At 69.3% G+C, this 12,041-nt stretch carries 14 protein-coding genes; 7 read left to right on the forward strand and 7 right to left on the reverse strand.

Annotation, left to right across the window (positions count from 1 at the left end; translation table 11 throughout):
• Positions 1-170, forward strand: a 170-nt coding sequence (locus BGO46_RS04920) for a helix-turn-helix domain-containing protein (RefSeq protein ID WP_299985683.1), incomplete at its 5' end; no start/stop codon positions are given.
• A gap of 395 nt (positions 171-565) precedes the next feature.
• Here BGO46_RS04920 and BGO46_RS04925 read toward each other — a convergent pair.
• Positions 566-907, reverse strand: coding sequence for a YciI family protein (locus tag BGO46_RS04925; RefSeq protein WP_292677206.1), 342 nt, complete (start codon positions 905-907; stop codon positions 566-568).
• A 204-nt stretch (positions 908-1,111) separates the two neighbouring features.
• Positions 1,112-2,518, reverse strand: coding sequence for an FAD-dependent oxidoreductase (locus BGO46_RS04930; RefSeq protein ID WP_292677208.1), 1,407 nt, complete (start codon positions 2,516-2,518; stop codon positions 1,112-1,114).
• A gap of 55 nt (positions 2,519-2,573) precedes the next feature.
• On the opposite strand from BGO46_RS04930, the gene BGO46_RS04935 reads away from it, so the two are divergent.
• Both BGO46_RS04935 and BGO46_RS04940 read left to right on the forward strand, forming a co-directional pair.
• Positions 2,574-2,933, forward strand: a complete 360-nt coding sequence (locus tag BGO46_RS04935) for a zinc ribbon domain-containing protein YjdM (protein ID WP_292677210.1) — start codon at positions 2,574-2,576, stop codon at positions 2,931-2,933.
• A gap of 19 nt (positions 2,934-2,952) precedes the next feature.
• A complete protein-coding gene (locus BGO46_RS04940; protein ID WP_292677212.1) occupies positions 2,953-3,231 on the forward strand; it encodes an antibiotic biosynthesis monooxygenase in 279 nt (92 codons plus the stop codon).
• 10 nt (positions 3,232-3,241) lie between these two features.
• Here the strand turns inward: BGO46_RS04940 and BGO46_RS04945 are convergent, their stop codons facing one another.
• The 3 genes from BGO46_RS04945 to BGO46_RS04955 form a co-directional block, all read right to left on the reverse strand.
• On the reverse strand, positions 3,242-3,736 hold the full coding sequence (locus BGO46_RS04945; RefSeq protein ID WP_292677214.1) for a tetratricopeptide repeat protein: 495 nt from the start codon (positions 3,734-3,736) through the stop codon (positions 3,242-3,244).
• Between the two features lie 92 nt (positions 3,737-3,828).
• Positions 3,829-4,494, reverse strand: a complete 666-nt coding sequence (locus BGO46_RS04950; RefSeq protein WP_292677216.1) for a dihydrofolate reductase family protein — start codon at positions 4,492-4,494, stop codon at positions 3,829-3,831.
• A 20-nt stretch (positions 4,495-4,514) separates the two neighbouring features.
• Positions 4,515-4,865, reverse strand: coding sequence for a LysR family transcriptional regulator (locus tag BGO46_RS04955; protein WP_292677218.1), 351 nt, complete (start codon positions 4,863-4,865; stop codon positions 4,515-4,517).
• Positions 4,866-4,987: 122 nt separating this feature from the next.
• Here BGO46_RS04955 and BGO46_RS04960 point away from each other — a divergent pair, with 122 nt between their 5' ends.
• Together BGO46_RS04960 and BGO46_RS04965 are read left to right on the forward strand one after the other, a co-directional pair.
• The gene (locus tag BGO46_RS04960; RefSeq protein ID WP_292677557.1) at positions 4,988-5,842 is read left to right on the forward strand and encodes a PhzF family phenazine biosynthesis protein; all 855 of its coding nucleotides are present in this window, start codon (positions 4,988-4,990) and stop codon (positions 5,840-5,842) included.
• Positions 5,843-6,090: 248 nt separating this feature from the next.
• Positions 6,091-7,416, forward strand: coding sequence for a CotH kinase family protein (locus BGO46_RS04965; RefSeq protein WP_292677219.1), 1,326 nt, complete (start codon positions 6,091-6,093; stop codon positions 7,414-7,416).
• Between the two features lie 42 nt (positions 7,417-7,458).
• On the opposite strand, the gene BGO46_RS04970 is transcribed toward BGO46_RS04965, so the two are convergent.
• Positions 7,459-8,946: a DHA2 family efflux MFS transporter permease subunit gene (locus BGO46_RS04970; protein WP_292677221.1), complete on the reverse strand. Its 1,488-nt coding sequence runs from the start codon at positions 8,944-8,946 to the stop codon at positions 7,459-7,461.
• 147 nt (positions 8,947-9,093) lie between these two features.
• Here BGO46_RS04970 and BGO46_RS04975 point away from each other — a divergent pair, with 147 nt between their 5' ends.
• Together BGO46_RS04975 and BGO46_RS04980 are read left to right on the forward strand one after the other, a co-directional pair.
• The gene (locus BGO46_RS04975) at positions 9,094-9,744 is read left to right on the forward strand and encodes a DUF1345 domain-containing protein (RefSeq protein WP_292677223.1); all 651 of its coding nucleotides are present in this window, start codon (positions 9,094-9,096) and stop codon (positions 9,742-9,744) included.
• A 28-nt stretch (positions 9,745-9,772) separates the two neighbouring features.
• Positions 9,773-11,812, forward strand: coding sequence for an ABC transporter ATP-binding protein (locus tag BGO46_RS04980; protein ID WP_292677559.1), 2,040 nt, complete (start codon positions 9,773-9,775; stop codon positions 11,810-11,812).
• Positions 11,813-11,825: 13 nt separating this feature from the next.
• Here BGO46_RS04980 and BGO46_RS04985 read toward each other — a convergent pair whose 3' ends face one another.
• A complete protein-coding gene (locus BGO46_RS04985) occupies positions 11,826-12,023 on the reverse strand; it encodes a hypothetical protein (RefSeq protein WP_292677225.1) in 198 nt (65 codons plus the stop codon).
• Positions 12,024-12,041 lie beyond the last annotated feature (18 nt).

A 12,041-nucleotide genomic window follows, 5' to 3' on the forward strand; every position in this document is an offset into this window, starting at 1 on the left:
CGGCGCTCAACCTCACTCCGCTCGGCTTCGTCCAACGGCTTCGCATCGAACGAGCTCGGCACCTCTCAGCAACCACGGACTTCACCTCCGCCGAGATTGCGCTACGGGTCGGCTACGCGAACGCCGAGACTCTGCGCTCTCTCCTGCGTAGGGAGCGACGCCGTTCCTGACCTATCGCCATGGCTGTAGCCGGTGTCCTAGCGCTCGACTGGAACCACCTCTCAGCACGTCGCGTCGACGCTCCTGCGTCGCCCCTGGACGACCCACTCGACACGCCCGCAGCACAGGTCATGTGACGTGTCCCGGCTTCCCGGACGGTCCGGGTTGGGTGGCTGTGATGTCGCGGCGTTCTCGTCGAGAGGGTCAGCAGACTTGATCAGGGTCGACTGGGATGAGACGCGAAGGCGGTCAGGTCAGGGCGGCCGAAGCCGGCCGGCGGGGTAGCCTCGGTCACGTCGAGGTCTTTCGGACGGATGGCGTAGGAACCTCCGTCGTCGGGAGACCTCGACGTCTATCTGCGGACCGACGCTCCCGGCCGACCTACACCCTCATCTGGGAAGAGCCGTCAATAGACGCGACGGATCTCCTGCGGCCAGCCGCACGCCTCGGCGATCTTTCCGCCCCACATCTTGGCGGCCTCATCGTCATCGACGTCGACGATGGTCAACCCGCCGATGCGCGCCTCTTTCACCGGCACCGGTCCGTCGGTGACGACGGGCGCACCGCTGGTCGCATCCGCGCCGAACGCGCGGGTCTCGTCTTCGTCGACGCCAGCGGCGAACACGTAGGCACCCGCGGCTTTGATCTCCTCGACGACGGCGTTCGCGAGGGGGCCGCGCGAAGCGAACCACTCCTCGGAGTGATCGCCCACCCACGTCTGGTTGAAATAGATGATGTACTGCGCCATGTCGCTCCTCGTCGAACGAGTCAGCCGGCGCGAAGACCGCGCCGGTGCGACACTACTCCCGGGGCCGTGCGGACGGTGCACCATGTCCCAAAAGATCTCGCTTCGGCGGGGCCGCACCAGCATTATCTGGGACATGGTGCGCAACAAGTGGGACATGGGGTGCTGTCAGTGGGACACGGGCGGGGCGCAAACGAGGGAGGATGCCTACTGCAGCGCCCCGAACAGGTCGTTGAGGGCTTCGGTCATCGACGGATGTGTGTAGATGCCGTCGCGCAGCTGGGCCGCGGTCGCGCCGAGGCGCATCGCGACGGCGACCGTGTTGATCGCCTCGTGCGCGTCGTGCGCGAGCATCGTCACCCCGAGGATCTCGCCCGTCGCGGCATCCGCCACCGCCGTCATCACGCCACGCGTGTCGCCCACGATCCGGGCACGCGGCACCGTCGCCATCGTCGCCATCTCGCGCACGGCCGTCCGCACGGAACGCCCCGTCGCGCGCGCCTCGCGTTCGGTCAGCCCGACCCGCGCGAGCGGCGGTGTCGTGAACACCACGTGCGGCACCGCGACCCGGTCGGCCGTGGAGCGCGCGCCGGTTCCGGTGAGCTGGTCGAGCACGATGCGGTAGTCGTCGAGCGACACGTAGGTGTGCTGAGGTCCGCCGTTCACGTCGCCGACGGCGAAGACGTGCGCGAGGCTCGTGCGCAGGTGCTCGTCGACGACGACGGCTCCACGGTCGTCGGTCGCGATGCCCACGGCATCCAGCCCCAGGTCATCGGTCAGGGGTCGGCGCCCGAGAGCCGCGAGCACGAGGTCGCCCTCGACGGAGGTCGCGGTGCCGTCGGCGGTCGCGTAGTCGACGCGCACGCCCGCGGTCGTGTCGTGCACGCCGGTCAAGCTCGTCGACGTGACGACGCGCACGCCGCTGTCCTCCAGCAGGGCGGTGACGCGCTGCGAGATGTCCTCATCCTCCGCCGGCAGGATGCGCGGTCCGCGCTGGAGGACGGTGACTTCCACGCCGAAGGATGCCTGCATCGACGCGAACTCGACCCCGATGTAGCCCCCACCCAGCACGACCAGGCGGTCGGGCCTGGTCGGCAGCGAGAGCATCTCGGTGCTCGTCACGACGTGCGAGCTGTCGCGCAGGCCCGGGATGTCGGGCAGCACCGGCGCCGCGCCCGTGTTGATCACGATCGTCTCCGCCCGCACGATCAGCTCATCATCGCCCGCCGTGACCTGCAGCGTGTGCGGGTCCGCGAACCGGGCGCGCCCCGTGACGACGGTGGCGGTGTCGGGGGTGTCGAGCATGGCGAAGTTCTTGCCGCGCATGAGGGCGGTCAGCTCGCTCGTCGCACCGACGGCGGCCGCCCAGCGCGCGCTGCCGTCGGCGGGCGCGCCCTCGAGCAGCTCGGGATGCTCGCCGCGGTAGACGAGAGCCTTCGTCGGGACGCATCCGATGTTGATGCACGTGCCGCCGTACATCTGCGCCGACTGCTCGATCATCACGACCCGTTTCCCGGTCTTAGCGAGCGTCGCGGCGAGGGTCTTGCCGCCCTTGCCGAAGCCGATGACGGCGAGATCGACGTCGAGAGGAGCTGCAGAGTCTTCAGAAGCCATGCGCTCAGTCTGACCCGTGAGTCGGGGGACACGCCACCGGTAGACTCACCCTTCGATGTCTGAGAATCTTCCCGACTGCCCCGCGTGCGGCGAGTCGTACACCTACGAGCAGGGCGCGCTGCTGGTGTGCCCGATGTGCGGTCACGAGTGGTCGGCGGATGCCGCGCCCGAGGCGACCGGCGCCGAGACCGTGATCACGGATGCCGTCGGCAACCCGCCCGCCGACGGCGACTCCGTCACGGTCGTCAAGGACCTCAAGGTCAAGGGCGCCGGCGGCGGCACCGTCAAGGTCGGCACTAAGGTCAAGGGCATCCGGCTGATCTCGGACGGCGTCGGCGACCACGACATCGACGCGAACGTGCCCGGCTTCGGCCGGATGCAGCTCAAGTCGAGCGTCGTGAAGAAGGTCCTCTGACCTGGGCGCTCGCGCAGTCATGAGCGATGCGATCGAACTCACGGGCAGACTCGTCTGCGCGTCGCCCGCAGAGGCGGAGGTCGTCATCCGTCACCTGCCGCGGCACGTCGAGCTGACCCGCTCCGAACCGGGCTGCGTGCGGTTCGAGGTCGAGCGGACGGATGATCCGCTCGTGTGGAGCGTGTCGGAGCGCTTCGTTGACCGCGCGGCGTTCGACGCCCACCAGGCGCGCGTCCGCGAGAGTGAGTGGGGTCGGGAGACCGCGGCGATCGCGCGCGACTACGTCATCGAGGGCTGACGACGCGGCGTCATTCCGCGTTCTCGGTGAGGGCAGCCGCGTAGGCGCGCATCGAACGCTGATACCGGGGGAGAGCGTCGATCTGCGCTTCGATCGCGACGCGCAACGCCTCGTCGACACGTCCCGCGCTGTGCAGGGCCAGTGCCAGCATGACGCGGGGCGCGGTGCCCGTCGACGGATGCGCGGGTGCCGCCTCGAGCACGGCGATCGCCTCGTCGAATCGGCCGAGATTGCGCAGGGTCGACCCGTACTGCACCGCGAGCTGCGCATGCCGGTCATCGTCGAGGCCGAGTTCCAGCGCCCGCTCGTACTCGCCGCCGGCTTCGGCCTCGAAGCCCATGGAGTCATACATCCCGGCGAGTTCGAACGCTGCTCGGCCGTCACCGGCGGGGCAGGATGCGGCGAGCACCCGCATGGCTTCGACGCCCTCCTCGCGTCCGAGCGAGTCGGCCCGATTCCAGAGCTCGGTGACGGAAGCTTCCCACTGCGCGATGTCGACGGTCATGCGATCGAGTCTCGCAGAGCGACCGCGTGAGCTCGTCACAAGTGGATGCCCGGGGTCGATGATGTGCAGGTGCGCATCGAACACGCGCCGCGTCAAGCGTCGGCCCTACGCGTGAGGGTCAGATGGGTGACCCCGCTGGGCGAGGACACCGCCTCGATGTCGTAGCGCTCGTCGAGTGCTTCCAGCCCGTGCCACAGCCGCTCGCCGCGGCCGAGCAGGATCGGCACCTGCACGATGTGGGCCATGTCGACCAGGCCCGCCGCGAGGAAGTCCCGCAGCATCCGCACACCACCGCCGATCCGCACGTCGAGGTCGCCCGCCGCTTCGCGAGCGAGTGCGAGGGCCTCGTCGGGGGTTGCTTCGATGAAGTGGAAGACGGTGCCGCCCTCCATCTCGATCGAGGGTCGCGGGTGATGCGTCAGGACGAACACCGGCGTGTGGAACGGCGGGTTCAGTCCCCACCACCCGCGCCACTCGTCGTCGGTGCCGAGATCCGTCCACGCCCCCGTCGACGGGCTGAACTTCCCGCGTCCCATGATCTCGGCTCCGACGCCGGATGCGTGGCGCCGCGCGAACGCGTCGTCGACGCCGGTGGAGCCGCCCTGTTCGCCGACCATCTCACCCCAGAACCGGGTCGCGGTCATCCACTCGTGCAGTCGCTCGCCGGCGTGCCCGAACGGAGCCTCGAGCGTGAGGCCCTCGCCCGTGCCGAAGCCGTCGAGCGAGATGGAGAAGTTGTGCACAACGACCCGTGACATGGATGCCTCCGTGATGTCGGTCAGCGCCCCTGGCGCTTCTTGTATGGCTTGGGCTGGCCCTTGACGATCGGGGCGCGGCCCTTGCCCTTGGATGCCTTCGCCTTGCCACCCGCCGGTACGGTCGGCTTCGCGGCCGGAGGCGGCGTGGCGGCGATGCGCGCGCGTGGCTCGTCGAGCAGCAGGGCGCCGGCGGGCGTCAGCTGCCAGCCCGCGCCCTGGCGGGCGAGGGTCGCGTGCCCGACCTCCTCGTCGAGCTTCTCGACCGTCGTGTACAGCGCGGCCAGCGGGAGCCCCAGCGCCGCCGCCGCGCGCGGGAAGTGCAGGTCGGCGTCGACGAGGGCCACGAACCGCCGCAGCGCGGTGATGTTCATCGACGGTCCTTCCGGTGGGTCTCGCCTCAGGCTACCCGGCGAGTGGGTACCTCGCCGCCCCGGTCCACGGATCCGCAATCGGCCCCGTCACGCACTGCACGGGCACCCGTACGCTGTCGATCATGACGACGCCCGAGATCCTGCGTTACGCGGCTTTCACGACGCGACCCGATGGCGGCAACCCCGCGGGCATCGTGCTCGACGCGACTGGGCTTGACGACTCTCAGATGCAGCAGATCGCCGCCGACGTCGACTTCGCGGAGACCGCGTTCGTGACGGGCACGACATCCGACGGCGCTGTCTCCATCCGCTACTTCTCGCCGATCGCCGAAGTTCCCTTCTGCGGGCACGCGACGATCGCCACTGCGGTCGCCCTTGCGGAGCGGGGACGGACGGATGGCGGTGAGATCCGGTTCGCGACGCCCGTCGGGCCGCTGCAGATCGCGGTGACGACGGATGCCGCGGGCGTGCGCGCCGCGTTCACGAGTGTGGCGCCGTCGGTGTCGCCGCTTTCGGCGGACGACCTCACGGCGATCCTGCGCCTGCTGTGTCTCGAAGCTGCCTCGCTCGACCCGAGCCTGCCGCCGCGGATCGCGAATGCCGGCAATCCGCATCCGCTTATCGTGCTTGCAGATCGTCCGGCATTCGATGCGTTTCGCTTCGACGCGTCATCGGTGCGAGCCCTCATGGACGATCGCGGTTGGCCGGCCACGATCACCGTCGCGCACCGGGTCAGCGTTGACCGGTTCGCCGCGCGCAATCTCTTCCCTGTCGGCCGCATCTCGGAAGACCCGGCGACCGGTTCCGCCGCGGCGGCGCTCGGTGCGTACCTGCGCGCGCTCGGCGCGGTCGAGACGCCCGCGCGGGTCACGATCGAGCAGGGCGGCCACGTCGGTCGGCCCGGCGTACTCACCGTCGACATCCCCGACTCCGGCGGCATCGTGGTCAGCGGCACGGCCGTGCAGATGGCGCCCTGAGAAGCCCTCGTGTCCGCTACGGGCGTAAGCTGAGGGCATGGCGACTTCGAACCTTCCCACCCCGACGCTGCAGCCGATCTCCGACGAGCAGAACCTGCTCACGGTCATCGAGGACGGCGCGTCGTGCTGCGGCGGCGGGTGCTGCAGCACCAACTGATCCGTCCCCCAGGGCAGTTGCGGGGCAGACGCTCCGCGCGACGATAGCGCGCGCATAGTCCGCGCTGAAGCGTGATGGCTTGACTGGATCGATGTCCGATCGCCGTCACCCCCTCCTCGCTGTCCCTCTCGCCGTCGTCCTGACCGTCACCGTCGCAGGCTGTGCCGTGACGGCGACGACGTCGTCTTCCGCCTCGTCGTCGACATCGACGTCGACGACGGTGGAGACCTCGACCGACACCTCGGCATCCACCCTCTGGGACAGCTCGACCGTGCACGAGATCTCGGTCGACTACGACGCGTCCGACTACGACGCGATGATTCAGGCCTATCTCGATTCGGGTGACAAGGAGTGGATCTCCGCGACCGTCGTGATCGACGCCGTCACCTACGAGAACGTCGGGCTCAAGCTCAAGGGCAACTCGACGCTGCGCAGTCTGTCGACGGATGCCGACGCGACGCTCAGCTCGCAGAACCCCGAAGACCTGCCGTGGATCATCCGTCTCGACAAGTACTTCGACGGGCAGAACTTCGACGGGACGACGGAGCTCGTCGTCCGCGGCAACTCGACCGAGACCTCGCTGAACGAGGCGGTCGCCCTCGGGCTGCTCGAGGACACGGGCCTCGCCGCCGAGCAGGCGATCGCGGTCCGCTTCAGCGCCGACGGGTCGGAGGAGGCGCTGCGTCTCGTGATCGAGAACCCCGACGACGAGTGGACCGAGCGTGAACTCGGTGACGGTCTGCTCTACAAGGCGGACGCCAGCGGCGACTACAGCTATCGCGGTGACGACCCGGCCTCGTACGACGACGTGTTCGATCAGGAGGCGGGCGAGGATGACCTCACGCCGCTCATCGACTTCCTGCAGTGGATCAACGAGTCCGACGACGCGACGTTCGCGGCGGAGCTGGACCAGCACCTCGACGTCGACGCGTTCGCGACGTATCTGGCCTTCCAGGAGCTCGTCGACAACTTCGACGACATCGACGGGCCCGGCAACAACTCGTACCTCTACTACGACCCTGACACCGGCAAGATGACCGTCGTCAACTGGGATCTGAACCTCGCGTTCGGCACCTCGAACGTCGGCGGTGGTGGAGGGGGCGGCCAGATGGGCGGTGGTGGTCGCGGCGGCGCCGGCGCGGATCGCACCGATGGTGCCGCCGTGACCACCGCCGCGCGCGGTGGTGGCGGGGGCGGGTCGAACATCCTCTCCGAGAGGTTCCTCGCGAACGCCGACTTCCAGCAGCTCTACCAGGACGCGCTCACGACGCTGCAGGCCGAGCTGTTCGATTCCGGTACGGCATCCGAACTGCTCGAGGCGTGGACGACGACCCTGACCGAGGGTGCGTCCGACCTCGTCGACGCCGCGACGATCGCCTCCGACGCTGCCGCGATCTCGGCGAAGTTCCCGTCCTGACCGGGCCGCAGCGGGTGGCTGGCAGCCCGGTCAGGAGGCGGGTCAGTGCCCTGCCGGCATTCCGTCCGGAGCGTCGGCGGGCTTGCGGATGAGGAACGCGCTGATCAGCAGTGGCGTCGCGATGATCGCACCGAGCAGGAACGCACCGCGCGCTCCTGCCGCGCCGGCGGCTGCCGCCCCCGCGCCGGATGCCGCGGCGTTGGCACTGACCGACGACATGACCGTGATGAGCAGGGCGATGCCGGCGGCGCCGGCGACCTGCTGCACGGTCGAGACCGTCGCACTGCCGAACGAGTAGTACTTGGGCTCGAGCGACCCGAGCGACGCGGTGAACAGCGGCGTGAACGACATCGCCAGACCGATCGACAGGAGCGTCTGGGTGACCACGAGCATCCACACCGGCGTCGTCTCGGTGAGCGTCGTGAACCACCACAGGATGACGAGCACGCCGATCGTGCCTGGCACGAGCAGCACACGGGTGCCCCAGCGGTCGTAGATGCGGCCGATGACAGGACCCAGGAGGCCCATCGCGAGCGCACCCGGCAGCACGACCAGGCCCGACTCGGTCGCGGACAGACCCAGTGTGCCCTGCAGGTAGAGCGGCAGCGCCGTGATCACGCCGAAGAACGCGAGCGACATGACGGCGAAGTGCGCGACCGACAGCGAGAAGTTGCCCGAGCGGAAGATGCGCAGGTCGAGCAGCGCGTCGTCGACCCGCTGCAGCACCAGTTGGCGCCACACGAACAGACCGAGCGAGACGATGCCGACCGACAGCGAGATCACGAGGGTCGCGGTCACGACCTGGTCCGCCGCGGCGGACGCACCGCTCTCGGCGCCGCCGATCTGACTGAGCCCGTAGACGAGGCCGCCGAAGCCGAGCGCCGACAGGATCACCGAAAGGATGTCCAGCGGCGCGTGCGAGGTCTCGCCGAGGTTCTGGATCCAGCGCACGCCGACGATCAGCGCCGCGAGCGCGATCGGCAGGACGATCGCGAAGATCCAGCGCCAGCTGAGCGTGTCGAGCACGATGCCGGCCATCGTCGGGCCGATCGCGGGCGCGAGCGAGATCACGACGCTGACGCGGCCCATCATGCGCCCGCGCAGGTGCGGCGGCACGACGTCCATGAGGGTCGTCATGAGCAGCGGCATCATGATCGCCGTGCCGGATGCCTGGATGACGCGCGCGATCAGCAGCACCGTGAATCCGGGCGAGACAAGTGCGACGAGCGTGCCGAGTGAGAACAGCCCCATCGCCGTGGCGAACATGGCCCGGGTCGAGAAGCGGCGCAGCAGGAAGCCGGTGGTGGGGATCACAACCGCCATCGTGAGCATGAACGCGGTCGTGAGCCACTGGGCGTCGACGGCGGTGATGCCGAGATCACCGATGAGGTGCGGGATCGCGACGCCCATCGTGGTCTCGTTGAGGATCGCGACGAAGGCGGCTGCCAGCAGCAGCCAGATGACGCGGTTCTCTTTCGCGCCCACCGTCGTGGGCGGGGTATGGACGGAGCCGGTGGGAGCGGAAGTCATGGGTCTCCTCGGATCGGCGCGGATCAGCGGTGCAGCAGAATGTGCGGAAGGCGGGCAGGGGAGGCCGTGCCCGGGATCCGGGACGAACTCCAAGGGTAACCGCCGGGTCGGACATGCTATTCCCGATCCCGGTGAGACGATCGCGCCATGGCATCGCATCGTCACTCCCGCCTCGCCGTGCGCGGACCCGTCTCGATCGCCGCCGGCGTCGTCGTCGCCGCGGCATCCGTTCCGTTCCTCGGCTGGATCGTGGGCCTGCTCGCCGGCTGGAGCGTGCTCGCGATCGTAAACGTCGCATGGCTGCTGAGCACGATCTGGCCGATGGATGCCGCGCAGACCCGCGCCCACGCGACGCGGGACGACCCCGGGCGGGCGACGGCCCGCGTCATCGCGCTGGTCGGCAGCCTCGCGAGCCTCCTCGCCGTCGTCGCGGTGCTGATCCGCCAGCACGGTCAGCCGGCGATGACATTCGCCGTGGCCGGCATCGCGATCATCGCGGTCGTGTCGTCGTGGGCGCTCATCCAGGTCGACTACCTGCTGCGCTACGCGCACCGTTACTACGCGCACGGCGAACTCTCCGGCGCAGCGCGCGGCATTGACTTCAATCAGGAGGAAGACCCGATGTACTCCGACTTCGGCTACTTCTCGGTCGGTCTCGGCATGACCTATCAGGTGTCGGACACCAACGTCACGACGAACGAGATCCGCCGGATCGTCGTCGCCCAGACGCTGCTCGCGTACCTGTTCGGAGCGGTGATTCTGGCATCCGTCATCAACCTCGTCGCGGGGCTCGGGTGATGCGCGTGGCTAGAGTGACCGCATGAGTATGGGCGGCCACGGCGGCGGAATGGGCGGACGCGGGCCGGGGCCGGGCAGGGGTATGGATGCCGCGGCGCAGCGCAGACTCAACGCCGAGGCGCCGAAGATCCCGCACCTGGGGCGCCGCGCGATGGCGCTGTTCCGCCCGTATCTCGGCCGGATCCTGATCACCGGCATCCTCGTCATCGTGGGCGCTGCGATCGCCGTCATCCCGCCGTTGATCGTGCAGCGCATCTTCGACGACGCGCTCTTTCCGGTCGACGGATCGGCGCCCGACCTCGGCCTGCTGTGGCGGCTCGTGGGCATCATGGTCGGCCTGTTCCTGCTGTCGGCCGCGCTCGGCGTCACCCAGACGTGGTTCACCGCGACCGTCGGCAACGCCGTGACGGGTGACCTGCGCGTGAAGCTCTTCGACCACCTGCAGGCGATGGAACTGGGCTTTTTCACCCGCACGAAGACCGGCGTCATCCAGTCGCGCCTGCAGAACGACGTCGGCGGCGTCTCGGGTGTGCTCACCAACACGGTGACGAGCATCCTCGGCAACGTCGTGACGGTGATCTCGGCGCTCGTCGCGATGCTCCTGCTCGACTGGCGGCTGACGATCATCGCGGTCGTGCTCATGCCGATCCTCATCTTCGTGCAGCGGCGCGTCGGACAGGGGCGGGCCCGCATCGCGGGGCAGACGCAGGAGTCGCTGTCGGAGCTCACGAGCATCACGCAGGAGACGCTGTCGGTCTCCGGAATCCTGCTGTCGAAGTCGTTCAACCGGCAGCGCGCCGAGTCGACGCGGTTCCGCGACGAGAACGCCAATCAGGTGCGGCTGCAGGTGCGGCGGGCGATGAGCGGACAGGGGTTCTTCGCGGTCGTGCAGGTGCTGATGGCATCCGTTCCCGCCGTCATCTACCTCGTCTCGGGGTACTTGATCACGGGCGGCGACGGCGCGGCAGTCATCACGGCCGGCACCGTCGTCGCGTTCACGACGGTGCAGGCGCGGCTGCTGCAGCCGCTGATGGGACTCATGCGCGTCGCACTCGACGTGCAGACCTCGGGGGCGCTGTTCGCGCGCATCTTCGAGTACCTCGACATGGTGCCCGCGATCCAGGATGCCCCGGGTGCCATCACCGTCGCTGCCGCGCCCGGACCGATCGGGCGCATCGAGTTCCAGGACGTCACGTTCCGCTATCCCGATGCGACGGCCGAGGCGCGGCCGACCCTCGACGGGGTGTCGTTCGTCGCCGAGCACGGCCAGCACGTGGCGTTCGTCGGACCCTCGGGTGCGGGCAAGACGACCGTGCTCTACCTCGCGCCGCGCCTGTACGAGGTGTCGGGCGGGAGCGTCCTGTTCGCGGGGGAGGATGTCCGCCGGCTGACGCACGAGTCGATCATCGACCACATCGGCATCGTGTCGCAGGAGACGTACCTCTTCCACGCGACGATCCGCGAGAACCTGCGCTACGCGAAGCCCGATGCGACGGATGCCGAGATCGTCGCGGCCTGCACGGCGGCGAACATCCACCACATCATCGAGGGGTTCGCGCAGGGCTACGACACGGTCGTGGGGGAGCGGGGCTACCGGCTCTCGGGCGGCGAGAAGCAGCGCATCGCGATCGCCCGCGTGCTGCTGAAGGACCCGCCCGTGCTGCTGCTGGACGAGGCGACGAGCGCGCTCGACACCGTCTCGGAGCGTGTCGTGCAGGAGGCGCTCGAGGCAGCGGCATCCGGTCGCACGACCCTGTCGATCGCGCACCGCCTGTCGACCATCGTCGGCGCCGACGTCATCCACGTCGTCGACGCAGGGCGGATCGTCGAGTCGGGCACGCACGCCGAGCTGCTGGCCGCGGGTGGCCTCTACGCCGAGCTCGCCGCCGAGCAGATGGCCGCGGCGCGGATCGAGGGCATGGATACCGGGGCACAGCCGGCGGCGCTGCCCGACCGGCGCGCCGATCGGGCGCCGGCGGGCGCCGCGGGTGAGGACGCCGCGCGACTCGTGGCCGACCCGCCCGATCCGGAGCACATCGCACCCGCGGACTGGGCGGGCGCCGAGTAGACCCGCGGTTCGATCAGGGTGCTTCGTCGCCCCAGTCCTCGGAGCCGATCGCGTCGGTCGGCTCGGGGGTCGCCTCGCGGTCCTTCAACACCTCGGGCGTCGGGTTGACGAGCTCCTCCGGGGACTGGCTCTGCAGGTCGTCGATCTCTTTCCGCAGCTTGGCGAGGTCAGGGACGGCGGGCGTCTCGGGCAGGTTCTCGGGAGTGCTCATGCCGCCACCCTAGTCGGG

The organism is Microbacterium sp. 70-16 (assembly GCF_001898315.1).
Taxonomy (GTDB): Bacteria; Actinomycetota; Actinomycetes; order Actinomycetales; family Microbacteriaceae; genus Microbacterium.

Bases quoted from the DNA above. Each gene is read 5' to 3' on its own strand.
- BGO46_RS04925 (WP_292677206.1), bottom strand. From the start codon at position 907: ATGGCGCAGTACATCATCTATTTCAACCAGACGTGGGTGGGCGATCAC.
- BGO46_RS04930 (WP_292677208.1), bottom strand. From the start codon at position 2,518: ATGGCTTCTGAAGACTCTGCAGCTCCTCTCGACGTCGATCTCGCCGTC.
- BGO46_RS04935 (WP_292677210.1), top strand. From the start codon at position 2,574: ATGTCTGAGAATCTTCCCGACTGCCCCGCGTGCGGCGAGTCGTACACC.
- BGO46_RS04940 (WP_292677212.1), top strand. From the start codon at position 2,953: ATGAGCGATGCGATCGAACTCACGGGCAGACTCGTCTGCGCGTCGCCC.
- BGO46_RS04945 (WP_292677214.1), bottom strand. From the start codon at position 3,736: ATGACCGTCGACATCGCGCAGTGGGAAGCTTCCGTCACCGAGCTCTGG.
- BGO46_RS04950 (WP_292677216.1), bottom strand. From the start codon at position 4,494: ATGTCACGGGTCGTTGTGCACAACTTCTCCATCTCGCTCGACGGCTTC.
- BGO46_RS04955 (WP_292677218.1), bottom strand. From the start codon at position 4,865: ATGAACATCACCGCGCTGCGGCGGTTCGTGGCCCTCGTCGACGCCGAC.
- BGO46_RS04960 (WP_292677557.1), top strand. From the start codon at position 4,988: ATGACGACGCCCGAGATCCTGCGTTACGCGGCTTTCACGACGCGACCC.
- BGO46_RS04965 (WP_292677219.1), top strand. From the start codon at position 6,091: ATGTCCGATCGCCGTCACCCCCTCCTCGCTGTCCCTCTCGCCGTCGTC.
- BGO46_RS04970 (WP_292677221.1), bottom strand. From the start codon at position 8,946: ATGACTTCCGCTCCCACCGGCTCCGTCCATACCCCGCCCACGACGGTG.
- BGO46_RS04975 (WP_292677223.1), top strand. From the start codon at position 9,094: ATGGCATCGCATCGTCACTCCCGCCTCGCCGTGCGCGGACCCGTCTCG.
- BGO46_RS04980 (WP_292677559.1), top strand. From the start codon at position 9,773: ATGGGCGGCCACGGCGGCGGAATGGGCGGACGCGGGCCGGGGCCGGGC.
- BGO46_RS04985 (WP_292677225.1), bottom strand. From the start codon at position 12,023: ATGAGCACTCCCGAGAACCTGCCCGAGACGCCCGCCGTCCCTGACCTC.